The organism is Inhella sp. (assembly GCF_041912635.1).
GTDB lineage: Bacteria > Pseudomonadota > Gammaproteobacteria > Burkholderiales > Burkholderiaceae_C > Inhella.
Genome location: NZ_JAYRMO010000006.1, coordinates 93,710 through 119,215, shown reverse-complemented (window position 1 = coordinate 119,215; position 25,506 = coordinate 93,710). Strand labels below are relative to the sequence as shown.

18 protein-coding genes and 1 pseudogene are annotated in these 25,506 nt (G+C 64.4%); 1 reads left to right on the top strand and 18 read right to left on the bottom strand.

The window, feature by feature from the left end:
• Positions 1–19 precede the first annotated feature (19 nt).
• The 10 genes from xrtA to prsT form a co-directional block, all read right to left on the bottom strand.
• Positions 20–1,504 (bottom strand): exosortase A, encoded by a 1,485-nt coding sequence (gene xrtA / locus ACE3QP_RS05220; RefSeq protein WP_374434126.1) that lies wholly within the window; start codon positions 1,502–1,504, stop codon positions 20–22.
• Positions 1,501–2,697: a TIGR03087 family PEP-CTERM/XrtA system glycosyltransferase gene (locus tag ACE3QP_RS05215; RefSeq protein ID WP_374434124.1), complete on the bottom strand. Its 1,197-nt coding sequence runs from the start codon at positions 2,695–2,697 to the stop codon at positions 1,501–1,503. The genes xrtA and ACE3QP_RS05215 overlap by 4 nt, the downstream gene beginning before the upstream one ends.
• Entirely contained in the window at positions 2,694–3,749 is a 1,056-nt protein-coding gene (locus ACE3QP_RS05210; RefSeq protein ID WP_374434122.1) for a FemAB family XrtA/PEP-CTERM system-associated protein, read from the bottom strand. The genes ACE3QP_RS05215 and ACE3QP_RS05210 overlap by 4 nt, the downstream gene beginning before the upstream one ends.
• A gap of 2 nt (positions 3,750–3,751) precedes the next feature.
• Positions 3,752–4,564: an XrtA system polysaccharide deacetylase gene (locus tag ACE3QP_RS05205; protein WP_374434121.1), complete on the bottom strand. Its 813-nt coding sequence runs from the start codon at positions 4,562–4,564 to the stop codon at positions 3,752–3,754.
• 11 nt (positions 4,565–4,575) lie between these two features.
• Positions 4,576–5,682 carry an XrtA/PEP-CTERM system-associated ATPase gene (locus tag ACE3QP_RS05200; protein WP_374434119.1) on the bottom strand — a complete coding sequence of 369 codons (1,107 nt, stop codon included), beginning with the start codon at positions 5,680–5,682 and terminating at the stop codon, positions 4,576–4,578.
• A gap of 77 nt (positions 5,683–5,759) precedes the next feature.
• Positions 5,760–7,304 carry a TIGR03016 family PEP-CTERM system-associated outer membrane protein gene (locus ACE3QP_RS05195; protein WP_374434118.1) on the bottom strand — a complete coding sequence of 515 codons (1,545 nt, stop codon included), beginning with the start codon at positions 7,302–7,304 and terminating at the stop codon, positions 5,760–5,762.
• On the bottom strand, positions 7,276–8,235 hold the full coding sequence (locus ACE3QP_RS05190) for an XrtA-associated tyrosine autokinase (protein WP_374434116.1): 960 nt from the start codon (positions 8,233–8,235) through the stop codon (positions 7,276–7,278). The genes ACE3QP_RS05195 and ACE3QP_RS05190 overlap by 29 nt, the downstream gene beginning before the upstream one ends.
• Before the next feature lie 15 nt (positions 8,236–8,250).
• A complete protein-coding gene (locus tag ACE3QP_RS05185) occupies positions 8,251–9,834 on the bottom strand; it encodes an XrtA system polysaccharide chain length determinant (protein ID WP_374434114.1) in 1,584 nt (527 codons plus the stop codon).
• Between the two features lie 18 nt (positions 9,835–9,852).
• Positions 9,853–10,488 carry an XrtA/PEP-CTERM system exopolysaccharide export protein gene (locus ACE3QP_RS05180; RefSeq protein WP_374434113.1) on the bottom strand — a complete coding sequence of 212 codons (636 nt, stop codon included), beginning with the start codon at positions 10,486–10,488 and terminating at the stop codon, positions 9,853–9,855.
• Positions 10,489–10,620: 132 nt separating this feature from the next.
• Positions 10,621–13,401, bottom strand: a complete 2,781-nt coding sequence (gene prsT / locus ACE3QP_RS05175) for an XrtA/PEP-CTERM system TPR-repeat protein PrsT (RefSeq protein WP_374434111.1) — start codon at positions 13,399–13,401, stop codon at positions 10,621–10,623.
• Positions 13,402–13,561: 160 nt separating this feature from the next.
• Between prsT and ACE3QP_RS05170 the strand changes: the two genes are divergently transcribed.
• Positions 13,562–15,184: an FAD-binding oxidoreductase gene (locus tag ACE3QP_RS05170; RefSeq protein WP_374434109.1), complete on the top strand. Its 1,623-nt coding sequence runs from the start codon at positions 13,562–13,564 to the stop codon at positions 15,182–15,184.
• Positions 15,185–15,284: 100 nt separating this feature from the next.
• On the opposite strand, the pseudogene ACE3QP_RS05165 reads toward ACE3QP_RS05170, so the two are convergent.
• The 8 genes and pseudogenes from ACE3QP_RS05165 to infB form a co-directional block, all read right to left on the bottom strand.
• Positions 15,285–16,112 (bottom strand): annotated as a pseudogene (locus ACE3QP_RS05165) (IS1595 family transposase); the annotation flags it as partial.
• 284 nt (positions 16,113–16,396) lie between these two features.
• A complete protein-coding gene (locus ACE3QP_RS05160; protein WP_374434107.1) occupies positions 16,397–17,122 on the bottom strand; it encodes a PEP-CTERM sorting domain-containing protein in 726 nt (241 codons plus the stop codon).
• A 194-nt stretch (positions 17,123–17,316) separates the two neighbouring features.
• Positions 17,317–18,444, bottom strand: a complete 1,128-nt coding sequence (locus tag ACE3QP_RS05155; protein ID WP_374434106.1) for a 3-hydroxyisobutyryl-CoA hydrolase — start codon at positions 18,442–18,444, stop codon at positions 17,317–17,319.
• Entirely contained in the window at positions 18,441–19,310 is an 870-nt protein-coding gene (locus tag ACE3QP_RS05150) for a DMT family transporter (protein WP_374434104.1), read from the bottom strand. The genes ACE3QP_RS05155 and ACE3QP_RS05150 overlap by 4 nt, the downstream gene beginning before the upstream one ends.
• A gap of 11 nt (positions 19,311–19,321) precedes the next feature.
• Positions 19,322–21,160 (bottom strand): translational GTPase TypA, encoded by a 1,839-nt coding sequence (gene typA, locus ACE3QP_RS05145; RefSeq protein ID WP_374434103.1) that lies wholly within the window; start codon positions 21,158–21,160, stop codon positions 19,322–19,324.
• Positions 21,161–21,168: 8 nt separating this feature from the next.
• On the bottom strand, positions 21,169–22,119 hold the full coding sequence (gene truB / locus ACE3QP_RS05140; RefSeq protein ID WP_374434102.1) for a tRNA pseudouridine(55) synthase TruB: 951 nt from the start codon (positions 22,117–22,119) through the stop codon (positions 21,169–21,171).
• On the bottom strand, positions 22,119–22,502 hold the full coding sequence (gene rbfA / locus ACE3QP_RS05135; RefSeq protein ID WP_198110150.1) for a 30S ribosome-binding factor RbfA: 384 nt from the start codon (positions 22,500–22,502) through the stop codon (positions 22,119–22,121). The genes truB and rbfA overlap by 1 nt, the downstream gene beginning before the upstream one ends.
• A 74-nt stretch (positions 22,503–22,576) precedes the next feature.
• Positions 22,577–25,492, bottom strand: a complete 2,916-nt coding sequence (gene infB / locus ACE3QP_RS05130) for a translation initiation factor IF-2 (protein ID WP_374434101.1) — start codon at positions 25,490–25,492, stop codon at positions 22,577–22,579.
• Positions 25,493–25,506 lie beyond the last annotated feature (14 nt).

Sequence of the window (25,506 nt, the reverse complement as noted above, 5' to 3'; positions counted from 1 at the left end):
TGAGCCCCAAGAACATGGGCTACCGGCAGCGGCCGGCATTGTGAACCTGCGGGCCTCGGACCGTCGTCTGCAGACATGCATTCAAGGGGGCTTGCGCCTGCGTCCAGAAGGCGTCCAGACGCTGTGCAGCCTGTGGATCCGCGGCCGTACGAATCAGCACGAGCGCGGCAGCATCTCCCTGCCCCTTCAGCAAGGCCCAGGCATGGGCCAGCTTGGCCGCGGCGGGACTCTCGATGAAGCGACCATCCACCCAATGCAGGCGCCGGAGCAGGAATTGCTCCTCGCCTGAGCCCCTGCGACGCATTTGCCAGCCTTCCGTGCCACGGTTCAGCACCTGCCATTCCCTGTCGTCGGCCCGCACCAGCACGTTTTCACCACTCACCGCCTTGGAGCCGAACGCCTGGCGCGGGTAATAGGCCAGGTCGACCCAGACCACACCTGCGTCGGCAGCGAAGCCTCGCCGCAGCAGGGCTTGAGGGTTCTCGATCGCCGGATGCCAGTCCTCAGCGGCGGGGGCATCCCGCCAGCCTGGCACCTGCAGGGCCCACTGCGATTCGCTCAGCGGCGGCCCAGGATGCCGCAGTGCCAGAGCCAGCGCGGGCGGCAAGGCCAACATCAAAAGCCCCAGCGAAACCCACGCGACAGGCAGTCCGGCGACGCCGCGTGAAGAACCACCTGCGTTTGGGCGTGGAGCTTGCTGATCCACAAAGCGCCCGCCAACCACAAACATGAGCGCCATCACGAGGCCGAAGAACACCCAGCCATAGACCAGGTGATCCACACCCGTTGCCAACTTGTTGTTCGAAAGATGCCCGAGCATCACGATGCCGAACGCGCGCAGCCAGTTGGCCAGCAGCGGTGCCACGATCGCGAACCCGATGAAGATCAGCCGCTTCCTCAGACTCCCGTAGTTCAGATAGGCGAACAGGGTGCCCACCATCATTGAGGCCATCAGGTAGCGCACCCCCGAGCAGGCTTCGACCACGGACCAATGCCCCGACGGGATGACAAACTGCAGCCCCTCGCGGTACACCGGCACGCCGACCAGCCGCAAGGCTGCCACCGTGAAGTCGGCGGTCCAGCCCATCATCCAGGGCAGCAGAAAGTCGCCGATCGGTACACCGAAGAACAGGAAGACCAACGGGAAGGCCAGCACCCGCCCCAGCTCAGGGCCCAATACGAGCAGGGTCAGGCCCTGCAGGGCCAGCACGACGGCGAACTGGCTGGCCGCGGCCACTTGCGCCAGCTCGCCCGCCAGGGCCAGCAGGGCGGCAGCCGCCAGGGGCAGCAAGCCCCAGGCCCAGCGCCGCGGCGTCAGGGCCATCCATCGGGTGCGATCTCGCCACACCAGCCAGGCGGCGATCGGCAGCACCAGCAATCCATGCGCGTAGGTGTCGCTGCGCCACCAGATCACCGCCATGCCGGACGCGGCCGGAAACCACAGGGCCAGCATCAAGCCGACCAGCACCAGCCACTCCAACATCGAGCGCTTCCACGTCGTCATGCCAAGGCCTCCAACTCGCGATCCAGCCGCGCCAGCTGCGCGCCCCAGGCATAGCGCGCCAAGACCCGCTCACGCGCCGCCCGTCCCACCTCGGCGGCCAGGCCCGGGGCGTCCAGCCACGCGAGCAACTGGGCCACATAGTCCTCTGCCCGCTCGGCCGGCGCGAGTTCCTGCCCCGCCACCGCATCAATGGCGGCCACACAGCTGGTCGCCGCGACCACGGGCTGCGCCATCGCCATGGCCTCCAGCACCTTGTTCTGGATGCCTCGCGCCAGCCGCAAGGGCGCCACCACCGCGGCGGCATGACGCAGATAGGGCCGCACGTCGGGCACGGTGCCCGAGACATGGACTGCCTCTCCTGCCAAGGCCTGCACCGCCGCAGAGGGAGCGCGGCCGACGATATGGAAGCGCAGACGCGCGTGCCGTTGCCGCAGCTGGGGCAGCATCTCCGCTACAAACCACTGCACGGCGTCCACATTCGGCCAGTAGTCCATTGCCCCAGTGAACACGATCGGCAATTCGTCAGGCCCGTAGGGGTTGGGCAAATCCAGCGCAGGGTCGAAAAACTCGGCATCGACGCCGTTGCACAGGGTTTGCACCCGCTCGTTCGACTCGGGGGCCGCGGCACGGAACAGCGCGCATTCGGCATCTGTGACGAAATAGCTGGCGCGTGCGCGCTCGGCCACCAGACGCTCGAAACGCAGCAATTCGCGCCCCTCGCGGGCATACAGCCAAGAAAGGGGCCAGGCGTGGCGAGGCGCGTAGTCGCGCCACTTGGCGCTGTCCATGTCGACAAAGTCCACCAGCAGCGGCAGCCGGTTGTGCGGCAGCGCGTACTGCGCCATGGTCGAGGAGAACACCAGGATCGCGTCCACGCCGCTCTGAACCTGCGCATCCACCCACCGCTGCAACTTGGGGTTGCGGTAGTAGCGTAGGCCCAGCGCTTCGCCGCGCATCAGGCCGTTCAGACTCATGAGCTTGGCCCAACGCGGGCTCAGCCCCTCGACATGGAGGTCGGCGCAGAGCGTGCGCAGGGTGGGCAGGTGCTGCCAGTCTTCGGGGTCATCGATGAAGCTGCCCAGCAGCACCTGGTGCCCTTGCTGCACCAGATGACGCAGCAGGTGATAGGAGCGTACCTTGTCCCCCTTGTTGGGTGGGTAAGGCAGGCGATGGACCAGGTAGAGGATCTTCATCCGAGGCTGCGCACCACCCAGGGGCCGAGCCGGTCGACCACGGCGCGCGGCAGGCGTCGCCAGGTCTGGATCAAGGCCTGGTACTTGGGGTTGTTGGGGTTTTGCTGAGGCACGCCGTCCTGCCCCCGGTACAGGCGGAACGCATAGCTCAGTGCCTGCGGCTCGAAACCCCAGTTTTTCTTGAAGCTGTAGGGGCCGGTTCCCAGCTTGCTGCGGCCGTAGTCGAACAGGCGCGCGCCGCGGTCGACGGCATGCTGCATCAGCGCCCAGTACTTGAAGTCATTCGCCGCCAGTTCGCGCGCCGCCAGGTCGTCGCCCGCGTAGTAGGGCAGCACTTCGTCGCGGAAGTAGAAGCTGAGGACGCTGGAAACGGGCCGACCATCGGGGGCCAGCACCGTCAGCACCTCGGCATCCCGACCGAACTCCTGCAGCAGGCCCTCGAACCAGGCTCGCGGCATCGCGGGCGTGCCGTGGCGGTGCACGTTGTCGGCAAACAGCTCGAAGAAGCGGCCGGCGTCGGCATCGATCTCGGCTCGCAATCCGTTGGCGATGCCCTTGCGGACCATGGCGCGCTGCTTGCGGGGAATGGCGAGCAGGTTGGCCTCATGGTCTGCGCTCAGCGCCTTGCGGAACGTGACGTACAGATCCTGCTGCGGCGAGTCACGGTGGCGCGTCTGGGGCTGCAAATGGCGCAGCTCCAGATGGTCAGCGCCCAGACGCTGGGCCAGGGCATCGGCGGCTGCCTCCAGAGCCTGCACGACCAACTCATCGTCGCCCACGGCGCCGCCGTAGACGGCAAAGGGCATGGAGCTCAGGCTGTGACCAAACAGCAGGCTGTCGATCTCGCCCAGCGGCAGCACGCCGACCAACTGGCCTTCGCGCCACGCCGCCAGCAAAGTGCAGCGGTGCCCCCAGACGCGCTCCACCACGCGCGCCCACCCACTCAGGTGGAAGAACGTGGCCTGCGGCTGCGCACGCACATAGTGGTCCCAGGCGCGGACCTGGGCAGGCTGATCCAGCGCCAGCGGGCGCACCTGCAGCACGGCGCTCATGGTCAATGGGGAAGGAAGATCTCGTCCATCCGCCCCCAGGAGAAATCTCCAAGCAGGAGACGGATGCGGGCCTCGGTCCGGCCCAGGTTCACGTAGTGACGGAAGCGTGTCTTGGCGTCGATGCCCCGGACACGGGGCTGATCTGGGTCGATTTCCCAGGGGTGGAAATAGAACACGGCCGCCTGCTGCTCCTGCTCGTTGACGCGGCGGATCAACCAGCGCGACAGGCGGTAGGGCAGCAGACGGAAATACCCGCCGCCACTGGAGGGCATGTTTCGGGCTCCGATGCGGCAGGTGGTGACGGGTACTTCGATCAGACCGTTGCGCACCGGGTAGGCGAAGCGCGGCGAATCGGGCATGCCGTAGTGGTCGTGCTCGATCGGGTACACGCTGCTCGAGTAGCGATAGCCTGCCTCGGCCAACACGTCGAAGGCCCACTGATTGCCCTCGCCGATGGAAAAACTCGGCGCCCGGTAGCCCTGGACCGCCACGCCGCCCAGGTCTTCCAGCAGGGCCTTGGCGCGCCGCACATCGTCCGCAAAGGCCACCGGGCTCATGTCGCTGGCGCGTTCGTGCCCATAGCCATGACTGGCCAACTCGTGCCCGCCGGCCACAATGGCCCGCACCAGCCCCGGATGGCGTTCGGCGATCCATCCCAGCGTAAAGAAGGTGGCCTTGACATCGGCCTCCTCCAGGAGGGAAAGAATGCGCATCACGTTGTCTTCGGCACGACAGCGGATACGCTCCCAGTCCGAACGCGGGATGTAGGGGGCCATCGCCGAGACCTGAAAGTAGTCCTCGACGTCGATGGTCATCGCATTGCGCATCAAGAGCCGGGCCCTCCGGGCGCCGTCATCGCCGCCACCATCTTCTGCAGCAGCTGCAGCGTCTGCAGGTTGATGCGCTCCAGCCGCATCAGGCTGCGCTCAAGCCTCTGCAGACGATCGTTCTGCTGATCCAGCACCAGCTGACCCAGCCCTTGCTGCAACTGGGCACCCTGAGCCCCAGGAAGCGCACTCAGACGGCTGAGGTCCAGATCGACACCGCTCTGCGAATCCAGGCCCGCACGCGCGGCCTCGCTGCTGGCATCCAGAGGCACGGGGCGCGAGGGCGGCGGCAGTTCGGACTCTTTTGCGAGGTCCTTCAGGACTTCATCCACGTCACCCAGCGCCAGATGCACGCGCCCCTGCATGAAACCCAGCAAGAGCAGGCGGTCGCACAGCGTGTTGATGCGCCGCGGAATGCCCTTGGTGGCACGGTGGATAACCAGGAAGGCCTCGGGGTCGAAGGTCGGCTTGTCAGTCGCTCCCGCGCACTTCAGGCGGTGCTCGATGTAGCGCTGGGTTTCCTCTTCGTCCAACGGACCAATATGGCAGGTGGCCGCCACACGCTGGCGAAACTGCTCCATCTCCGGGCGCTGCAGGATCTGTCGGAACTCCGGCTGGCCGACCACGAAGGTCTGGAGAAGCGACTGGTTGCCAAACTGGAAGTTCGACAGCATGCGAAGTTCCTCGACCGCACGAGCCGCGAGGTTCTGGGCCTCATCCACCACCAGCAAGCAGCGCTTGCCCTGACTGGCCTGCGCTACGAAGAAGGCCTCCAGGGTCATGAGCAGCTCGGCCTTGGGCAGGTCTTTGGCACGGACACCAAACGCCGCGGCCACCATGCGCAGCGTGTCTTCGGCATCCAGCTGGGTGGTGACCAGGTTGCCGATCACCACCTGCTCGCGGTTCAGGCCGTCCAGCAAACCACGCAGCAAGGTGGTCTTGCCAGCTCCGATCTCGCCGGTGATGACGATGAAGCCGTCATTGCGCAGCACCCCATAGTCCAGATAAGCCTTGGCACGGCGATGCTGCTTGGAGCCGAAATAGAAGCTCGGATCCGGGCTCAGCTGGAAGGGTTTGGCGCTCAGGCCATAGAAGGCTTCGTACATCTCAATAGCACCCGGGCGCTCGTGGCGTAAAGGCACCCGCGGCGGCGGGCAGCAGCAAGTTCCAGGGGCGGTTCATGTCAAAACTGTTGCGTCAAGGTCAGCATCAGCGCGTTTTCGTCGTACGGACGCTGAGTGGCCTCAAAGCGGCTGTGGCGATAGCTGGCACTGAACTGAGTTTGCAGGCCCAATTGCAAGGTCCACATCAGATTGGCGCTGTCCAGGGTTGAATCCAAGCTGGCACGCTCACCTTGGTTGTGCTGTCGGACCCATTGCGCGGTAAGACTCTGGGTCGGCGCAAGTCGGTACGTCCAGGCCAGGTTCATGCCCTGCTGCTTCACCATGGAGCTGATGGCCAGATCGTCCTGCGAGACAGCCGGAGCCGATCCCAGTCGCTCGGTGCGGCGCTGGCTCAGCCCAAAAGTAAGCACCGAGCGTTGCAGCGCCCAGGCCCAGTTGAATTGCAGGGCATGACTCAGGGAACTGCTGCTACTCAGGAAGCCCGCCGAGACCGGAGCATCCACGCCCAGTCCAAGGCGAGCCAGTTCCTGCCGCACCAGCAGATCACGGCGCGCTGCATCAGGCTCACGCGAGGCAAACAGGGCAAAGAGTTGGTCGTAGCGTGTCTGCGCCTCTCCAAGCAGGTAGTTCCCCGGCAAATTGACGCTGCGGTTGTAGCTCAGCCCGAGCGTCGAGCGCGGCAGGCGGTGATTGGCGCTGAGGCTGTATTGGTCCGCCGCCAGGCGACGATCCCAATTGAAAGCGACAGACGTGCGAGCACTGGGTTGCCAATTCGCCGAGCCACCGTAGGTATCGGCGGTGCGAGCAAGGCCCTCAAAGAGATTGCTGCGCTCCTGTCCGGCGCGAGCCCCCAGACGCCAATCAACGTCAGGTCGCCAGTTCAAACCGACCAGAGCCAATTCGGTCCGCGTGCTCCGCCCCAGCCGCGGAGTACTGCGCTGGTCGCTGAGATCAAAGGACCAATTCAGCACGCGATCGCGTGCCGGGCTCAGCGTGAGCGCCGTGATGCGTCCGTTGACATCGCCCGCCAAGGTGCCGCGCACCCGCTGGACGGACTGCGTGTGGCGCAGTTGAAGCTGGGCCACCCCGGCCAGACGGACCCGCATCTGCGGGGTCACTGAAAGGCTGCCCACTTCGGAACGATTGGCTCCTGCAGCCGGCTGCGAGCCCACGCTCTGCGTAGCGAACGCAGACAAGGCCTGCTGACCGACATTTCCGTTCACATCCAGGCTGAGATGCTCTGGCAGCAGCGACGCCCGCACACTGGCCTTCAGCTGGTGCTGGATCTGCCGCATGTCGGTATTGGTCTTGATCTTCTTGATGGTGTTCAGGCTGTAATCGACCGCCCCCTGCACGGCACCCCGGTTGGAGCGCCACACCACACCGGGCGACACCATCAAAAGCGCGCCACGATCCTTGGCCGACTGCGTCTCACTACGTGCCAGTTGGTCACTGACCAGCAGACTGGCCCCGAGCTGCATTTGCAACCTGCTGCCGGCCGCCCCTGTGCTGGTGGCCTCTTGTGCCCAGACCGGCATAGCCACAAGACCCAGGGGCGCAAGCCAGCACAGCAGCTCAGCTCGCTTGAGCACCACGGTCCTCATGCTCGTAGCCGTAGCCGTAGCCGTAGCCGTAGCCGTAGCCGTAGCCACCCTGCGCATCGGTGCGAACCTGGTTGAGCACGAGCATCTTCAGGGGATGGGCCTCAATGGTGGCGAGTGCCTGCTGCACGGCCGACTGCGGCGTGGCCTCCGCGGCCACAACCATGACGATTTGCCCCATTTGCGAGGCCAACACCCTGGCTTCAGTCGTCAGCAACAGCGGCGGCGAGTCGAAGATGATGATGCGATCGGGGTAACGCTGGGCCATGTCGTTAAGCAGGTCCCGCATCGATTCACTGGCGAGCAATTCAGTGGCGCGCGGATGTGGCGTGCCACTGGGCAGGAGGCTCAGCTTGTCGACATTGGTCCGCAGCAAGACATCGGACAACTGCGAGCGATCTTCAAGCACGTCCAACAGGCCCGGACCGGGAGGCAGACCAAGCATGCGCAAGAGCGACGGTCGCGCCACGTCGGCATCGACGAGCATCACCGTGTGATCCAGTTCTGCCGCGATGCTCATGGCAAGGTTCAACGAGGTAAAGCTCTTGCCTTCTCCCGCCAGCGCGCTGGTCACCATGATCAGGTTGGCGTGGTTGAGGGTCGTGGCACCTTGCCCGACGGCGTTTTTGATCAAGGGCCGCTTGATGACGCGGTACTGATCCGCGATCAGGCTGCGCGGGGCCGCAGGCGTCAGCAGGCCCATGGCCCCGAGCGCTGCCAAATCCAGCTCAACCTGTTTCGATCGCTGCGGCGCTTCCGTTGAGGGTGCAGGGGGCGTCGCCGTGCCGCGCCCGGATGCTTTCTCCACAGGCGCCTCAACAACAGCAACGGCGGGGGCGACTGCGCTCGGAATGGAGGGGGCTTCGGGAAGGACGACACCGGCCTGGCGCAACTGCTCCAGACGCTGTGCTGCCTGCTCAATCAGACTGGCCATGCTCTGCCCTTTTCCTCAAACAACCGCCTGCCGGGCATTCAGAATCACCAGCGCCAGCGTGGCGAGGCCAAACATGCCAAACAATCCAATCGAACCCCCGATGAAGCGCAGGCGGTCCACCCGCCGACGCCTGATCTCCGCCTGACTGACAAGCCGCGACACAACGCCGAGGATCGGCAATTCGGTCTTGTTGCGCAGCTCGCTCGGCTCGAAAAACACCGGCCGCAACTGACTGGCAGCGAAGGCCGCGAAAACGCCTCCCAGCAAAGTCACCAGCAGGCCGGCACCCAGCAACAAGAAGCGGTTGGGAGCCACCGGCCTCGGAGACACCCGAGGTGGCTCAATCAGGCGGAAATCAGCCACCCCGGCCGCAACGTCCAACTCCCCGGAAATCGCGGCCGATTCACGCCGAGCCACCAAATCTTCGTAATTCTTCTTGTGAATCGCGTAGTCGCGATTGAGCTGGGCCGCCTCCGCCTCGATCTGCGGAGCAGTCCGCATTGCGGACATCGCGGCGGTATAGCGAGACTGGTACTCGGCAACGCGAGCCTTCAGCGAAGCCACCTGCACCTCTGCCGTCGCCAGCATGCGGCTGAGTTCCTGCTGGACGGGGTTGCCGGTTGTGGCGGTCCCGACAGGGTTGTTCATCGCCTGCTTGCGCAGTTCGGCCATTTCCCGGCGCTTCTGTTCTTCGAGTTCTTTGATAAGTCGGCGCACCGAAGTGACGTCGGGATGCTGCTCGGTGTAACGCTGCAGCAGCCCGTCCAGGGTGCGGCGCAACTCAGAGAGACGCGCGTCAATCTCGGGGGTCGACACGGAAATACTCGATTCCTGCAAGATGGAGGCGGTCGTGACATCACCGCCCCGCCCGCGCTCACCTTCCAGTTGCTTCCTTGCCGCATCGCGAGCGTTCTCGGCCTCGCGCAGTTCCAGCTTGGCTCGTTCAAGCTGCGCATTCATCTCGGCAAGGCGCGAAGTCGCATCCTTACCGTCTCCAGCGACCATCTCCAGATTGCGGAGCCGGAACTCCTTGAGCCGTTGCTCCGCCTCTTCCAACTTGGCCTCGTAAGCCTTGATTTGCTCGTTGATGAAAGTGGTTGCGGATGCGGTGTCCTTGCGCGTGGCGCCCAACGAACTCTCCACGAAGATGGACACCAAGGACTGCACCACCCGCTTGGCCACTTCCGGATTCGGATCGTTGTAAGCCAAGGTGTAAAGGTTGTCACGGCCTGTCGTCGAGATGGACAAGGTCTTCATCAGGTGCTCGATCTGCGCCTCGGCCTGCACCTTGGTTTGCTTCTTCAGGTCCAAGTCCGCCATGCGCACCAGCTTTTCAACGTTGGGTCGCGTGATCAGGGTGCGACTGAGCATCGTCACCTGTTGCTCGACATTCGGCTGCACCGCCATGCCCGACATCAGCGGCTTCAGGATGGACTGGGTGTCCACATAGATCCGTGCACTCGACTCGTAGCGATTGGGCACGACAAAAGCAACCACCAACGCGATCACGCCCAACAACCAAGACAGGCCAAGGCCGATCCAGCGGTACTTCCATACCCGCCGGAACACCCCAAACAATTGGGCCAACAAGAGGTCCATGCTTTTCCGACGCTCGGGTTAGAAGAAGCTCTGCGGAATGATCAGGATGTCTCCCGGACGCATTTCCACATTGGCACTGACATCTCCGCGCTTGATCAAGTCCTTCAAGCGAACCGAGTACTGCTTACCGGCGTCACTCGTGCGCAGAATCGTGGCGCCATTGCCATCGGCGAAGTCAGTCAGCCCCCCGACGGCAATCATCACGTCCAACAGCGTCATCTTCTGCTTGTAGGGCAGGAACTGGGGACGCGCGGCCTCACCCACGACTCGGATCTGCTCGCTATAGGGCCCCACGAAATTCGTCACCATGACGGTCACGACGGGATCCCGCACATACTTGCCCAGTTGCTTCTCTACCTCACGCGCCACTTCCTTGGAGTTCTTGCCCTGCACGAGCAATTCATCCACCAAGGGCGCAGAAATCTTGCCGTCCGGACGTACGGGCACCGCCATGGAAAGTTCCGGATTGCGCCAAACAACGATATTGAGGCTGTCGCCTGGCCCGATGACGTAGCTGTAGTCCTCCACCGCCGCAGCAGCCGGCGCAGGCGGATGCGCACCTGAAGAAGCGCAGCCCGAAAGCTGCAGCGCGAGTGCCAAACCAGTTGCCCATCCCAGGGCCCGAAGCAATGAGTTCATCTGAAGCGCTTTCATTCTCAGCAAGTCCGAAATTGGACTCGGCAACGGGCAAGCCGCCATGCCTGTGCATAAGCCCGCGGGATCATGCCATAGGGGGTATCGCCATCTGCGCGAGCCCCCTTGATCCGAGGGATCTTTGAAGCCGCCTCAAAGCCCGGCTTTCAGCGCCTTCCAGCGCGCTTGCAGAGGTGGCGCAAGCGTCGCCAAGTCAATGCGCTCCAACTCGGCGCGCGCTACGTCTTTTTGACCCGAACGCGCCAAGTACTCCACCAAGTGGAGACGATGCAACATGATGCTTGGCTCGGCATCAACGGCGCGCCGCTGAGCGGCCAAGGCCACTTCCCATTCCTTTCGCGCAGCATGGACGGCTGCCAAGGTGTCCAGTACCGCAGCCGAGCGAGGCGCAATTGCAATCGCTCGCTGAACATTCGCTAGCGCATCCGGCTTGCCCAGGCGCATCTGCGTCCAGGCCAAGTTGTTCAACGCCACCACGTTCCCCGGCTGTTCGCCCACAAGCTCTTGGAACAGGCGCTCGGCCTGCACAAGGTCTTGGGCCTCGATGGCCTGCTGGCCCAAAAAGGATTTGAAGGCCGCGTCACCGGGCCGCCGCTTCAGCCATTCCGCAGCAAACCGAGCGGCGTCCGTCCGTTCACCACCCGCCACCAATGCAGTGTGCAACTGCATTGCGGTGCGGACGTCTTCGCGCTTTTCCAGCGCGGTCTGGAATGCCGCAGCGGCGGCCTTGGGCCGGCGGCTCCTGCGCTCAATTTCACCAGTCAACAACCAGCCAGATGCCATCGCTGGATGCCGCTTTTGCAGACTGCTCGCCAACGCGCGCGCATCGTCGAACTTGCCCTCCGCCATCAGGAGGTCGGCCAAGGCCATGTAGGCTGGCGTGAAGTCGTCACGAACAGAAAGAGCCCGCTGAAGATGCGCCTTGGCTTCGCTGGCGTTCTTTTGCGACAAGCTCAGCTCAGCCATGCGCATGTAGGCCATAGGGGAATTTGGATGCAGGCTGGCCATACGCGTAGCGGCCGCCTGCGCTTGCCCGATGTCACCCGCCTGCTGATGCGCAATTGACAGGAGTTCCAGGAACTCGGCATCACCAGGGAAAGCAACTGCTGCCTGCTGCGCTGCACCCACCGCTTCCTTGAACTGATTGGCTGCCAACATCGCGCGAATCAGGGCCAAGCGCGGCTGGACCTCGCCGGGGTGCCGTTTGCTGACCTCCGCCGCGAGCGTCACCAGTTCCACCGCGCTCGCGCCACCCTCCGCACGCAACTGCAGCACGGCGAGATCGGCAGACAATGACCCAGTGCTGACCTGCGCCAATTGCTGGAATCGCCGCACAGCCGCCTCGCGCTGGCCAGCACGCACATCCAGATCCGCCAACGCAGACACCGCCGGAACCAGGTCAGGCTTGGTCTGGAGTGCCCGCTCAAAGTGCTTTCGCGCCAGAGCTTGATCTCCTCTGGCCAACTCCACCCGCCCTCGCAGCAGGTGCGGCAGCGGACTGGCTTTGAGCTTGGCTTCAAGCTCGTCAATCGCCAGCAATGCCTCGGGGTGCAACTGGCGTGACATGCGCAGAGTCACCAGTGCCAACTCCGCCACCACGCCGGCATCAGCCTGGGCAATCTCGCGCAAGGCCGCTTCTGTAGCAGGCAAGCCTGCACGGTCAAACTGGGCCAAGGCCCAAGCCGTGCGAGCGCGCGGGTCGCGCGGATCTTGCTGGGCCGCCTGCTGAAACAGCTTGGATGCGGCCGCGGTGTCTCCGACTTGCAGATAGGCTTCCGCCGCTGTGAGCCTGGCCTCATTCGGCAGGTCGCCGCGATCCAATAGCGGGCGCAAAGTCATCAAGCTGCGCTGTGGATCCCCAAGCTGCAACTGGCTACGCGCCAGCAACACGCGTGTCGCAAGCTGGAACTCACTGCCGCTGAGTGCACGACCAAGATGGCTGGCCGCCTGCAAGAAGTTGCCACGCTGGTACTCGATGACGCCAGCCAATCTCGCAAAACTCGGTTCAGCAGGTGCCAGTTTGAGCAAAGCCTGGATCTTTTGATGTGCAGCGGCCAGTTCACCCTTTTGCGCGTCCAGCGAGGCCGCAATGAACAGCGTGGCCAGTTGCCTCGGATGATGGCGCTGCATCAGCTCCAAATAGGCCTGCGCAGCGGACCAATCCTTGGCATGCGCGGCAAGCAAGGTCGACATCCCCAGGGCATCCAAGTTGGCAGGCTCGACCGCCAGAACCTGGCGATAGGCAGACTCGATCTCCTCGCGGGACCGCCCGAGCATGGACAGCAACACCGCCCGGAATAGCCCAGCCTCAGAAAACTTTGGATTCTTCGTGAGCAGCGAGTCCACCCGCTCCAACGCACCTTTTCGATCCCCTCCCGCCGCCAGCAAGCGCGCCTCCACGAGCCGCGCGCTGCCATTCTCCGGATCGCGCTTCAGAGCCGCTTGCACCGCTTCGCCAGCCAATTCGAGCTTGCCGCGAGCACCATGTGCCATCGCAATAGCCGCCTTCAGCTCAGCCTGACCAGTATGGCTCTGCAAACTCTCCTGCCCCAGCTCGGTCAGCAGCCGATCCACATTACCGGCCTTCAGCATGGCCTGAGCGAGTCTGGGCACCACATCTTCAGTTCGGTACCCTGCCTCCCTCAGTTTGCGCAGTTCGATCTGCGCCCCCACTGCATCCCCAGACTCAAGCAACGCCACGCCAAGAAGGTACCTGGCCTCCTGCAGCGCAGGATCCGCCTGGAGCGCCGACTTGAGCCGAATGATGGCCTGGGGCCTTTCGGACTGCTCCAAATGCGACTTGGCCTTGCTCAACTGCTGCTCAGCGGACTCCTGAACGCAGCCACCGACCAGAGCGGCGGCAAAAGCAAAGGGAAGCAGCGTTGCCGGGTGCCGGCGAAAAAAATTGGGCATGGGCGGTTGGTACCGGTTCTAGTGCATTGCCGAGGAGCGGCTTCTTCTGGCCGCATTGCTGCGACCACCGAATCGACTGTAGTGCAAGCCCACCGGCTTCTTAGGGTTTGCAGACCGCTCGGAACTAGGTCGTCCCTCGCTAGATTCAGACAATAAGCCGATGCAACAGACACACGACACCAATTCCCTGACCGACCAAGCCTTCGAGGCATGGCGCGATCTGTTGGGAGATGGGCAAGTTGACGGCCCACAGGAGGCGAGCCGCCGCTATGGCATGGACACCACGGGCAGCCAACGGCGACTCGCCGGCGCGCTTCGAGTCGTGACCGAGGCTCAAATTCAACAAGTCCTGCGAATTGCCAACCAGCACGGGCGCCGACTGCACCCCATCTCAACGGGACGGAACTGGGGCTATGGCACTGCGCTGCCGTCAGGTCAGGACTGCACCCTGATTGATCTGGGCGGCATGCGAAAAATCCTTCATTTCGACCGAAGGTTTGGCGTCGTCACTTTGGAGCCCGGCGTCACCCAGGAAGACTTGGCGCGGTTCCTGGACAGCGAGGGGCTGCCCTACCTTGTACCCGTCACCGGCGCCGGCCCGAAGTGCAGCGTGCTGGCCAACGCCCTGGAACGCGGCTACGGCGTGACCCCGTACACCGATCACTTTGGCGCCGTCACCGACCTGCGCGCCGTGATGCCAGATGGCCGCCTGTATCAGGGCATGCTTAGTGAGGCCGCCGGCCCGGAACTGGGGCGGTTGTTCCGATGGGGCGTTGGCGCCTACACGCAAGGACTGTTCAGCCAGAGCGGCATCGGCATCGTGACCCAGATTTCGATTGCACTTGCGCCCCGCCCCGAATGCTTGATGGCTTGCTTGTTCAGCGTGCCCCGCGAAGACTTGCTTGGGGCTGCCGTAGAGGCCATTCAGCAGGCCAATCAACGCCTGGGCGGCACTCTCGGGGCCATCAACTTGATGAATCGCCACCGCATGCTATCAATGTCGGCGCCATACCCCTGGGACCACCTTGGCCCAGATGGTCTAATCCCCAGCGCTGTGCTCGAGGAAATGGGCCGGCGCTACCACATTGCGCCCTGGACGGGGTTCGCAACACTCTATGGCTCTAGGAGGATGGTCCGCGCCGCACAGGACGAGTTGCGATCCCTGCTCAAAGGGTTTGCCACGCGCGTCCTTTTCATCACGCCGCAGCGGGCCCAGTCCCTTGCCCGCTTAGCACGCCTCATTCCAGGTCGCGCTGGAAATGGACTGCAACGACTGACAGGCACCCTGGCGAAATCACTCGAACTGGTCGCAGGCAGACCCAACCACACCGCGCTGCCCCTCGCGTACTGGCGCAAACGCGGTGAGCCGCCCGCCGGCTCCGACTTGGATCCCGGTCAAGATGGCTGCGGCCTCATGTGGTACGCCCCCTTGGTACCGATGCACAGCGACGCCACACGCGACTACGCAGACTTTGTCCACCAAACTATGCGCCCGCTCGGCATCGAACCCCTGATCACCTTCACCAGCTTAGGCGACCGGCTATTTGACAGTACCGTCCCCATCCTTTTTGATCGAGCAGATGAGAGCGCCTGCCGGCGTGCGGAGGTTTGCCTGCTGCAGTTGGTAAGCAAGGGGCGTGAGCGGGGGTTTTTCCCGTACCGACTGCCAATCAGCGCCATGGGCCTGCTTCGCGAATTCGCACCTACTGCCAGTGAATTCAATCGCAGACTGCATCAGCTTCACGATCCGAGCGATCTGTTGGCGCCGGAACGCTACCGGTGACCAACCGAGACGAAATCAGTCGGAGCCATCAGGCACTTCAACCATAGGCCAAAGAGCCGGCCGCAAAAAACAAGGCGCTGTTCGCGTTAACTGATGATGTTCAGACTCCCAGAGCCAAGTCCAGCAGTGATGCTGGTTTGGCGCCGGCCTGGGCATTGCGGTCCAGCGCACGAAACCAGCCCAGGTAGTGCTCCAGATATGACGTCGCCACGTCGTTAAAGCGACGCATCCAAGTCTTGAAGCGCGAGTGGTATGCGTTGACGTTCTGGATGTGCCAGGCACCTCGACGTCTCTCGCCCTTGGAGATGTTGACGGCCTTGTGCTCCAGCTCCAGTTCGCGTGCGGCTGCCGCCTGCGTGCCGCTGCCATCGGTGCACAGCACTGCGTCGGCGGCTAGCGCCAGCGCAAACACCTGTTTCACTGCCGCCTTGCTGCGGTCGGGCAACACGAAGTCGGTCGTCGCGCCGCTGCGGTCGCGCAGCACCAGAACGGGCACCTGTTCGTCGGACAGTCCCCGCTTGGCAGCCCGTCCGCCGTGGCGCCTGGCTTGGCGACACTGTTCTGCCAGCAAGCGGGCTTGCCCCTTGAAAGAGCGCAATTGGTAGGTCTCATCAGCCTCCGTCACGCCCTGCAGCCCATTGGCCTTGACGCTCTTGGTCCGACTCAGGAAGCGGTGGCGCCACCGAAACGCCGTGGTGCGATGCACCTGCAACCGCACGGCCGACTTGCGTACGCTCAGGCCCGAAGCCAGCACCTCGGTCTGCACCATCCAGCGTTCGCGGTGGCGCAACCGAGCCAGAGGCGTGCCGCTCAGGGCATTGAAGCTGCGGCCGCAGTCGCGGCACTTGTAGCGTTGCCGACCATCCGCATGGCCATTGCGCACCACGTGAAGCCCCTGGCAGTGCGGACACTCGGGGTGCCGGCTGCGCCGGCGCAGCATCGCGGCCTCAACGCCATCTCAGCGGTCACGACATCCAAGCACTGGCGAAGCTGCAAGCGCTGTTCAGCACTCAGGCGGCCCAGGCAAGCCAGCCAGGAGGTCCATCGTCGTCTCGCATCGAGGGCTCCAGGCCCCACCGAGGGGCTTCGCCTCAAGCACCCACGCCGACTGGCTCACCAGGTGAGCCATCATCAGTTAACGCGAACTGCGCCAAATGCAAAAGAGCCCGACGGCTCTTTTGCACTGGAGCAACCGGAGTTGCTTTGAAGCGATTACTTGGCGCGCTTGCGGCTGACCACACCCGCCCCCAACAGACCCAAGCCGATCAACGCCAGCGAGGTCGGTTCGGGGACCGACGAACCAAACAGGTTGCCGGTACCCGACATATCGACCACGGTGCTCCCAGAGTGCGGGAAGGTCAGTGAAGTCGAGAAAAAGAAGTCAGTCCCATTGGGGCGAGTGTTGGTGTCGAAATTGGCGGCAGCCATACCACCAGTTACGTCCAAGAAGCCCAGACCGGACAGGATCACATTGCCGAAGTTCGTGCCTTGGAAGACGCCGTTATTTGCCAAGCTCAGCCACAAATTGCCGTCGCCGGTATTCGCCGAGGTCAGAGCCAAGTAGTTGGCCGGATTGGCAATCTCGGGCGAGTGATCGACGTAGAACTTAACCCAGCCGCCGGTGTAGCTGACGGTAGCACCGATGCCGGGGATGATTTGGCCACCGATGGGCGAGAAACCACCAAATTGGAAGGTCAGTTCGCAGCCCGGGCAAAACGCGCCCTGTGCAGTACCGTTCATGGCCGTCAGAATGCCGAAACCAGTCAGTTCACCGGTGACGGTATTGATCTTTTGGCGCATGTTCACCGCCTGACCCGAATAGTCGGTCGGCGCATCCGGATCCCAATTCACACCACCCACGTTGATGGTGCTCGCGAAGCTGGTTGCCCCGGCCAGAGCCAAGGCAGCAGCCACTGCGGTCTTCTTGATCACGTTCATTTGAAAGCTCCTGTCTAGCTACTGAGGGGCAACATGCCCTCCCTCGCTGCATTCTTAGCAGGTCTCATGCCAGCCCCATCGCTAGGGTGATAAGTTATTGATTTAAAAAGCGATAGCTCAGCGCTTGACTGATTGATCCCACGGCCGCACCGAGAACTGTCAAACTTTTCGACACTCGCAATCGATGGATGACTTCAGCGCAGTGCGGCAAGCGGATGGACCTTTCCGGCCCACGGATCTTCAAACATGGCCCCAATCACCCGGTGATCCAGTTCGGATGGCGTCGAAGGAAGCCAGCGCGGGCGATGGTCTTTGTCAATCGCCAGTGCCCGAATCCCCTCAACAGTTTCGCAATGCTCGTCACGCCAGGCAGGCTCGAAGCACCAATGAACCAGATTGCGCTCGAGACGAAGGTCATCGGCCAAACCGATACGACGGCCTCGTCGGATCAGTTCCAGGCTGATGGCCATCGCCAAGGGCGAGCTTTTGGCCAGTTGGGCGAGCACCCGTGCGGACCAATCGGAATGCTCGTTCTGAAGCGACAGCAACAACTCTTGCAGGTTGGTCGCACCAAAGTGAAGGTCAATGCGCTCTCGTTCGGCCAGGTGCAGGGCATCGGGAGCCACGTCCGCACGCTCCATCACGGTCGCGATCACGCGTTCGGCAGTGCTCTGCGACTCATGACGCAGAGCCGCGATCAGCCCGCTCAACTCATCGCCGCGCACATACACATCGCCCAACCCGAAAGCGATGGCGTCCCCCGCGCCTAGCACCTGCCCAGTAAGTGCCAGCCATTCGCCCAAATGCCCTGGGCACTGCGCGAGGAACCAACCGCCGCCCACATCAGGAAACAGGCCGATGTGCACCTCGGGCATGGCGAGCTTGCTGCGTTCGGTTAGCACGCGCAGTCGGGCTCCCTGGCTGATGCCCATGCCACCACCCATCACGATGCCGTCCATCAGGGCGATGTAGGGCTTGGGATAGTTGTGGATCTCGTAGTTCAGCGCGTACTCCTCGGTGAAGAAGTCACCGAGTGCCTTGTCCTTGGCCTTGGCGGCAGCGTGAAAGAAACGGATGTCGCCACCCGCACAGAAGGCCGGGGGCTTGCCCTCGCGGCCGGCGCCCAGCACGACGACGGCTTCGATCCGCGAATCCTCGGCCCAGGCATTCAGCAGGGTTCGCAGGTCGCGGATCATGGCCAGCGAGAGCGCATTCAGAGCCTGGGGCCGGTTCAAGGTAATGATGCCCAGCACGCCATTGACCTCGGCCAGGATCTGGCCTTCGCTGCCCAGGGGGGGGATCAGGGATGGGGTGTCACTCATGCCAGAGGCTCCAGCGCCGGGCGGCGGCGCAGCTCGTTCAGAAACAAGGCCGTGAGCACCAGGCTGCCCCCGGCCAGGGTATTTGGCCCCGGTGCCTCGCCAGCCAGCCACCAAACCCAGGCGACGCCGAACAGCAGCTCCAACTGCCCCAGCAGGGAGAGTTCGGTGGCACTGAGCACGCGCGCCAGATGGACGACGAGCACGCACGGCAGCGCCAGCTGAAACATGCCCAGAAAGCCCAGCCAGGCCATGTCGACACCCGAGGCATGGAAAGGCCAGGCCAGAGGCAGTGTCAGCAGTGCCGAAGCCAGTCCGCCAAGTGCCACGGCGTGCGGGAGCGACACCGTGCCGCTGCTCCGCCCGAAGCGTTGCAGAACGATCCAGTTGGTGGAGGCTGCAATCGGCACCGCGAGCGCCACCAAGGCACCCAAACCCGGCTTCGCATCGCCGCCGAACATCCACGCCACGCCCGCGCAGGCCAGCAAGACAGCCAGCCCGGTGCGCAACGCCATGGGCTGCTTCAGCACCACCCAGGCCAACACTGCCGTCATCAAGGGGCCAAGCGACATGACGACCAGCACCTGGGCCACGGGGCTGATGCTCACGGCGACCATGAAGGCCGTAAACATCACCGCCCAGCAGGCGCCCGAAGCCCAGAGCGCCTTGCTCGGGTGAAGCAGCGGCGCCAGACCCGCCCTCCCCTCGCGCAAGCCCCACCACAGCAAAAGCGTGAGTGCGGTGAAGGCAGAGCGCCAGAAGGTCACTTCAAAGGGACGCGCGCTCTCCAGTTGACGGCTGACGATGCCCGCGCTGCTCCACAGCAGGGTCACCAACACCATCAGCAGCAGCGCGCGGCGGTGGCTCATGGGCCGACGCGTCAGCCTGCAGCGTTTTCGCGCGCCATGCGCTTGCGCTCGTGCTCGACCAGATAGCGCTTGCGCAGGCGCACGCTCTTGGGCGTGATCTCGACCAGTTCGTCGTCCTCGCAAAACTCGACGCCGTATTCCAGGGTCAGGTCGATCGGGGGCGTGATCTTGATCGCGTCTTCCTTGCCACTGACGCGGAAGTTGGTCAGCTGCTTGGTGCGCGTGGCGTTGACGACCAAGTCGTTGTCGCGGTTGTGGATGCCGACGATCATGCCCTCGTACACCGGGTCACCGGCCTTGACGAACATGCGGCCGCGGTCGTCCAGCTTGCCCAGGGCGTAGGTGAAGATTTCACCTGCGTCCATCGAGATCAGAACGCCGTTCTTGCGGCTGCCGATGTCGCCCTTGTGCGGCTCGTAACCGTCGAAGATATTCGAGATCAGGCCCGAGCCGCGCGTCAGGTTGAGGAACTCGTTGCTGAAGCCGATCAGGCCGCGCGCGGGGATGCGGTACTCAAGGCGGACGCGACCACGGCCGTCCGGCTCCATATTCACCAGCTCACCCTTGCGCTCGCCCAGCGCCTGCATCACGCCACCCTGATGGGCTTCCTCGATGTCGGCGGTCACCAGCTCGATCGGCTCGCAGCGCACGCCGTCGATGTCCTTGAACACCACGCGCGGCTTGCCGACGGCCAGTTCGAAGCCCTCGCGGCGCATGTTCTCAATCAGGATGGTCAGGTGCAGTTCACCGCGGCCCATCACTTCGAACACGCCGTCCTCGCTAGTCTCTTTGACGCGCAGGGCCACATTGCTCTGCAGTTCCTTCTGCAGGCGGTCCCAGATCTGGCGGCTGGTGACGAACTTACCCTCACGACCGGCCAGCGGCGAGGTGTTGACGCAGAAGTTCATCGTCAGCGTCGGCTCGTCGACCTTGAGCATCGGCAGCGGTTGCGGGTTGGCCGGGTCGGTCACGGTCACACCCATGCCGATGTCCTCGATGCCATTGATCAGCACGATGTCGCCGGGGCCGGCTTCCTGCACCATCATGCGGTCCAGGCCCTTGAACTTCAGCACTTGGTTGATGCGACCCTTGGCGGTCTTGCCGTCCGGGCCTTCCATCACCAGCACGTCCATGCCGGGCCTGATGGTGCCCTGGTTGATGCGGCCCACGCCGATGCGTCCGACGTATGAGGAATAGTCCAGCGAGCTGATCTGCATTTGCAGCGGCGCGCTCTCCTCGCCCTCGTGCGGCTGCACATGGCGCAGGATGGTCTCGAACAAGGGGGCCATCGAATCGCCCCACTTCTCGCCCGGCTCGCCCTCTTCCAACGAGGACCAGCCATTGATGCCCGAGGCGTAGACGACCGGGAAGTCGAGCTGCTCGTCGGTGGCACCGAGCTTGTCGAACAGATCGAAGGCGGCATTGATGACGGCGTCGGGCTTGGCGCCCGGCTTGTCGACCTTGTTCACGACCACGATCGGGCGCAGGCCCAGGGCCAGGGCCTTCTTGGTCACGAAGCGGGTCTGCGGCATCGGACCTTCCTGGGCGTCGATCAGCAGCACCACACCGTCCACCATCGAGAGCGCACGCTCGACCTCACCGCCGAAGTCCGCGTGGCCCGGGGTGTCGACGATGTTGATGTGCGTGCCTTCCCAGCTCACTGCGCAGTTCTTGGCCAGGATGGTGATGCCGCGTTCCTTTTCGATCGCGTTGCTGTCCATCACGCATTCCTCGACCTGCTCGTGCGCAGCGAAGGTGCCGGACTGGCGCAGCAGCTGGTCGACGAGGGTGGTCTTGCCATGGTCCACGTGGGCAATGATGGCGATGTTGCGGATTTGCTTGTTGCTCATGGCAGTTCTCAGGTCAGTGATACGGGGCCAGCGAGCAGGGTCTGCAGCTCGATGGGGCTGAGCAGTCGCTCAGGAATCAGTTCGCCGCCAGCAATGCGGGCGGAGCCAAGGAAGGCCTTGGGTTCGGGGCCGAAGGCACGCACCCGCGCAGAGGGCGCGAGCGCAGTGCGGCGGCGGATGCCGGCCAGCAGCTTGCCGGCGTTCTCGGCGTCCAGGCGCACCAGCGGGCAGTCGTCCAGCAGCAGATCGGGCGGCAGCAGATGACTCAGCCGGGCCGTGTCATCTTCCGCTTCGAGCTGCTCCAGGGTCACGGCCTGGGCCAGATGCAGCGGGCCGCTGTGGGTGCGGCGCAGCGCGCTCAGGTGCGCGCCGCAGCCCAGCAGTTCGCCAAGGTCCTCGGCCAGGGTACGGATGTAGGTGCCCTTGGAGCAGCGCACGGCAAGCTGCATCGTCTCGCCATCCTGTGACAGCAGGTCGAGCGCGTGGATGGTGACGCGGCGCGGTTCGCGCTCCACCGTCTTGCCCTGACGCGCCAGCTCGTACAGCGCCTTGCCCTCGTGCTTGAGCGCCGAATGCATGGGGGGCACCTGCTCGATCTCGCCCCGCAGCCGCTGCAAGGCCGCCTGCAGTTGCTCAGGCGTGAAACAAATCGCACGCTCGCGCAGCACCTCGCCTTCGCGGTCGCCGGTGGCCGTGGTCTGTCCCAGGCGCAGCGTCGCGACATAGGCCTTGTCGGCCTCCAGATTGAGCTGGCTGAACTTGGTGGCCGCGCCGAAGCACAGGGGCAGCAGGCCGGTGGCCAGCGGGTCCAGGGTCCCGGTATGGCCGGCCTTCTCCGCGCGCAGCAGGCGCTTCACCTTCTGCAGCGCGTCGTTGCTCGACAGGCCCAGCGGCTTGTCAAGCAGCAGCACGCCATGCAGGGCACGGCGCGGCAGGCGCGGGCGGGGGGTGGCGTGCATCAGTCCTCGCGGTCCTCGTCAGCATCAAGCGCGCGCGTGCGATTGGCCTGCTGGATCAGCGCGTTCATCTCCGCCGCCCGCTCGGTGCTGTGGTCGAAGTGGAAATGCAAGGTCGGCACGGTGTGGATCTGCAGCCGCTTGAACAGGCCGTTGCGCAGGAAGCCAGCGGCCTCATTCAGCGCCTCCGCCGTGGCGTCGGGCGAGCCCACCAGCAAGGTGAAGAACACCTTGGCATGGGCGTAATCGGGCGTGACCTCGACGGCCGAGATCGTCAGCATGCCGATGCGCGGATCCTTGAGCTCGCGGATCAGCTCGGCCAGATCGCGCTGGATCTGGTCGGCGACGCGGAAGCTGCGGTTGGGGGTGGACTTCTTGTGGCGCATGAGCGGTTCTCCTGGATGGACAAAGCCCCGACCGGCACTGCCGGTCGGGGCTTGTCGCGAATCCTGCTACCGGCTTACAGGGTTCGGGCGACTTCCTTGACTTCGAAGAATTCGAGCTGGTCGCCTTCGTGGATGTCGGTGTAGTTCTTGAGCTTCACACCGCACTCGAAGCCTTCCTTGACTTCCTTGACGTCGTCCTTGAAGCGCTTGAGCGAATCCAGCTCGCCGGTGTAAATCACCACGTTGTCGCGCAACAGGCGGAAGCGCGCATCGCGCTTGACCGTGCCATTGGTGACCATACAGCCTGCGATGGTGCCGATCTTGGTCGCCACGATGACGTTGCGGATCTCGGCCGTGCCCAGGATCTCCTCGCGCTGCTCAGGAGCCAGCATGCCGCTCATGGCTGCCTTGACATCGTCCACCGCGTCGTAGATGACGTTGTAGTAGCGCAGGTCCACGCCATTGCTCTCGGCGAGCTTGCGCGCACCGGCGTCGGCACGGGTGTTGAAACCGATGACCACCGCCTTGGAGGCAATCGCCAGGTTGATGTCGGTCTCGCTGATGCCGCCGACCGCCGAGTGGACGATCTGCACGCGCACCTCCTCGGTGCTGAGCTTGAGCAGCGAAGCGGCCAGCGCTTCCTGCGAACCCTGCACGTCCGCCTTGACGATCAGCGCCAGGGTCTGGGCCTCGCCCTTACCCATGTTCTCGAACATGTTCTCGAGCTTGGCGGCCTGCTGCTTGGCCAGCTTCACGTCGCGGTACTTGCCGGCACGGAAGGTGGCGATTTCACGGGCGCGGCGCTCGTCGCCCAGCACCATGAACTCATCACCAGCACGCGGCACGTCCGACAGGCCCTGGATCTCCACCGGAATGGAAGGACCCGCCTCGTTGGCAGCCTTGCCGTCCTCGTCAAGCATGGCGCGCACGCGGCCGAAAGTGGAACCGGCCAGCACCACGTCACCGCGCTTGAGCGTGCCGCTCTGCACCAGCACCGTGGCCACCGGGCCGCGGCCCTTGTCCAGCTTGGCTTCAATGACCAGGCCCTTGGCCATGGATTCGACCGGAGCGGTCAGTTCCAGCACCTCGGCCTGCAGCAGCACCTGTTCGAGCAGGCTGTCGATGCCCTCGCCCGTCTTGGCCGACACCGGCACGAAGGGCGAATCGCCACCGTACTCTTCCGGCACCACTTCCTCGCCCACCAGCTCCTGCTTGACGCGGTCGAGGTTGGCACCGGGCTTGTCGATCTTGTTGATCGCCACCACCAGCGGCACATTGGCGGCCTTGGCGTGGTGGATGGCTTCCTTCGTCTGCGGCATCACGCCGTCGTCCGCCGCCACGACCAGGATCACCAGGTCGGTGGCCTTGGCGCCGCGGGCCCGCATGGCCGTGAAGGCCTCGTGACCCGGGGTGTCCAGGAAGGTGATGACGCCACGCGGCGTTTCGACGTGATAGGCGCCGATGTGCTGCGTGATGCCGCCCGCCTCGCCCGCGGCCACACGGGCGCGGCGGATGGTGTCCAGCAGCGAGGTCTTGCCGTGGTCGACGTGACCCATGACGGTCACGACCGGGGGACGCGGCAGGGCCTCGTATTCCTTCTCGGCGGCGTCTTCCTCCAGGAAGGCGTCCGGGTCATCCAGCTTGGCCGCGAAGGCCTTGTGGCCCATTTCCTCGACCACGATCATGGCCGTTTCCTGGTCCAGCGCCTGGTTGATGGTGACCATCTGACCCAGTTGCATCAGCTTCTTGATGACCTCGGCGGCCTTGACCGACATCTTGTGCGCCAGGTCGGCCACCGTGATGGTCTCGGGGATATGCACTTCCTGGATCACCGGCTCGGTCGGCGCCACGAAGTTCGACTGGCCTTCGCCACGGTCGCCACGGCGGCCGCCCTTCGGCGCCTTCCAGCCCGGCGTACCGCGGCCGGCTCCGGCCGTGGTGTCGCCGCGGGTCTTCAGGCCGCGCTTCTTGGCCGCATCGTCGGCCCAGCTGCTGCTGAGCTTCTCGCTCTTGACGGACTTCTTGTCGCCTGGCTTGGCGGCGCCTGCATTGGCTGCCGGGGCCGGCGCACCGGCCACGCCCGGCTTCTTGTGCAGGGTGCCCTTGATGCCCGGGGCTTCGGCCGGCTTGGGTTCTTCCGGCTTCTTCGCCACCAGCACCTTCTTGGGTGCGTTCATCATGGCGCGAATGGCCGCAGCCTCGGCTTCGGCCGCCTTGCGGCGACGATCCAGCTCGGCCGCCTTGGCTGCCGTCTCGGCCGTGATGTCGGCCGCCTTGACCACACGCAGCGCGGGTTTGGGCGCCTCGACCGGCGCCGGCGCCGGGGCTGCTGCTTCCACCTTGGGTTCGGGCTTGGCCTCAACCTTGGCTTCAGGCTTGGTCTCCGCCGTGGCCTCGGGCTTGGCCTTGGCGCTCTTGGCGCTCTTGGCGGCTTCGGCCTCTGCCTGCGCCGCCGCCAGAGCGGCCTCGGCCGCAGCCTTGGCGGCAGCTTCCGCAGCGGCACGCTCTTCGGCCGCCTTGAGCTCGGCTTCTTCGCGAGCACGGGCTTCCGCCTCGGCACGCTCACGGGCCTGACGCTCCAGCTCCGCCTGCTCGCGCGCCAGCGCTTCGGCCTGGGCACGTGCCTCTTCCTCGCGGCGCGCCAGCTCGGCGGCTTCCAGCGCAGCCGTCTCGTCGGAGGCCGGGCCGTCGTCACGCTTCACGAACACACGCTTCTTGCGCGTCTCGACCGTGATGGTGCGCGCCTTGCCGCTGGCGTCGGCCTGCTTGATCTCGGTGGTCGACTTCTTGACCAGGGTGATCTTCTTGCGGTCCGCACCGGCCGTGCCGTGGGACTGGCGCAGGTGTTCAAGCAGGCGTTCCTTGTCGCCTTCGGTCAGCGCATCGGCCGCCGAGGCCTTGGGTACGCCGGCAGCCTGCAGCTGCTCAAGCAGCGTGCTGGCCGGGCGGTTGAGCTCGGCGGCAAATTGAGCGACGGTGGTCACAGCCATCTGGGGAATCCTTG

What these genes read in the sequence shown, in the direction of transcription:
- ACE3QP_RS05185 (WP_374434114.1), bottom strand. Translation starts at nt 9,834, where the DNA reads ATGGACCTCTTGTTGGCCCAATTGTTTGGGGTGTTCCGGCGGGTATGG.
- truB (WP_374434102.1), bottom strand. Translation starts at nt 22,119, where the DNA reads ATGCACGCCACCCCCCGCCCGCGCCTGCCGCGCCGTGCCCTGCATGGC.
- ACE3QP_RS05155 (WP_374434106.1), bottom strand. Translation starts at nt 18,444, where the DNA reads ATGAGTGACACCCCATCCCTGATCCCCCCCCTGGGCAGCGAAGGCCAG.
- ACE3QP_RS05170 (WP_374434109.1), top strand. Translation starts at nt 13,562, where the DNA reads ATGCAACAGACACACGACACCAATTCCCTGACCGACCAAGCCTTCGAG.
- infB (WP_374434101.1), bottom strand. Translation starts at nt 25,492, where the DNA reads ATGGCTGTGACCACCGTCGCTCAATTTGCCGCCGAGCTCAACCGCCCG.
- ACE3QP_RS05195 (WP_374434118.1), bottom strand. Translation starts at nt 7,304, where the DNA reads ATGAGGACCGTGGTGCTCAAGCGAGCTGAGCTGCTGTGCTGGCTTGCG.
- xrtA (WP_374434126.1), bottom strand. Translation starts at nt 1,504, where the DNA reads ATGACGACGTGGAAGCGCTCGATGTTGGAGTGGCTGGTGCTGGTCGGC.
- ACE3QP_RS05160 (WP_374434107.1), bottom strand. Translation starts at nt 17,122, where the DNA reads ATGAACGTGATCAAGAAGACCGCAGTGGCTGCTGCCTTGGCTCTGGCC.
- ACE3QP_RS05205 (WP_374434121.1), bottom strand. Translation starts at nt 4,564, where the DNA reads ATGACCATCGACGTCGAGGACTACTTTCAGGTCTCGGCGATGGCCCCC.
- typA (WP_374434103.1), bottom strand. Translation starts at nt 21,160, where the DNA reads ATGAGCAACAAGCAAATCCGCAACATCGCCATCATTGCCCACGTGGAC.
- ACE3QP_RS05180 (WP_374434113.1), bottom strand. Translation starts at nt 10,488, where the DNA reads ATGAAAGCGCTTCAGATGAACTCATTGCTTCGGGCCCTGGGATGGGCA.
- ACE3QP_RS05190 (WP_374434116.1), bottom strand. Translation starts at nt 8,235, where the DNA reads ATGGCCAGTCTGATTGAGCAGGCAGCACAGCGTCTGGAGCAGTTGCGC.
- prsT (WP_374434111.1), bottom strand. Translation starts at nt 13,401, where the DNA reads ATGCCCAATTTTTTTCGCCGGCACCCGGCAACGCTGCTTCCCTTTGCT.
- rbfA (WP_198110150.1), bottom strand. Translation starts at nt 22,502, where the DNA reads ATGCGCCACAAGAAGTCCACCCCCAACCGCAGCTTCCGCGTCGCCGAC.
- ACE3QP_RS05150 (WP_374434104.1), bottom strand. Translation starts at nt 19,310, where the DNA reads ATGAGCCACCGCCGCGCGCTGCTGCTGATGGTGTTGGTGACCCTGCTG.
- ACE3QP_RS05210 (WP_374434122.1), bottom strand. Translation starts at nt 3,749, where the DNA reads ATGAGCGCCGTGCTGCAGGTGCGCCCGCTGGCGCTGGATCAGCCTGCC.
- ACE3QP_RS05200 (WP_374434119.1), bottom strand. Translation starts at nt 5,682, where the DNA reads ATGTACGAAGCCTTCTATGGCCTGAGCGCCAAACCCTTCCAGCTGAGC.
- ACE3QP_RS05215 (WP_374434124.1), bottom strand. Translation starts at nt 2,697, where the DNA reads ATGAAGATCCTCTACCTGGTCCATCGCCTGCCTTACCCACCCAACAAG.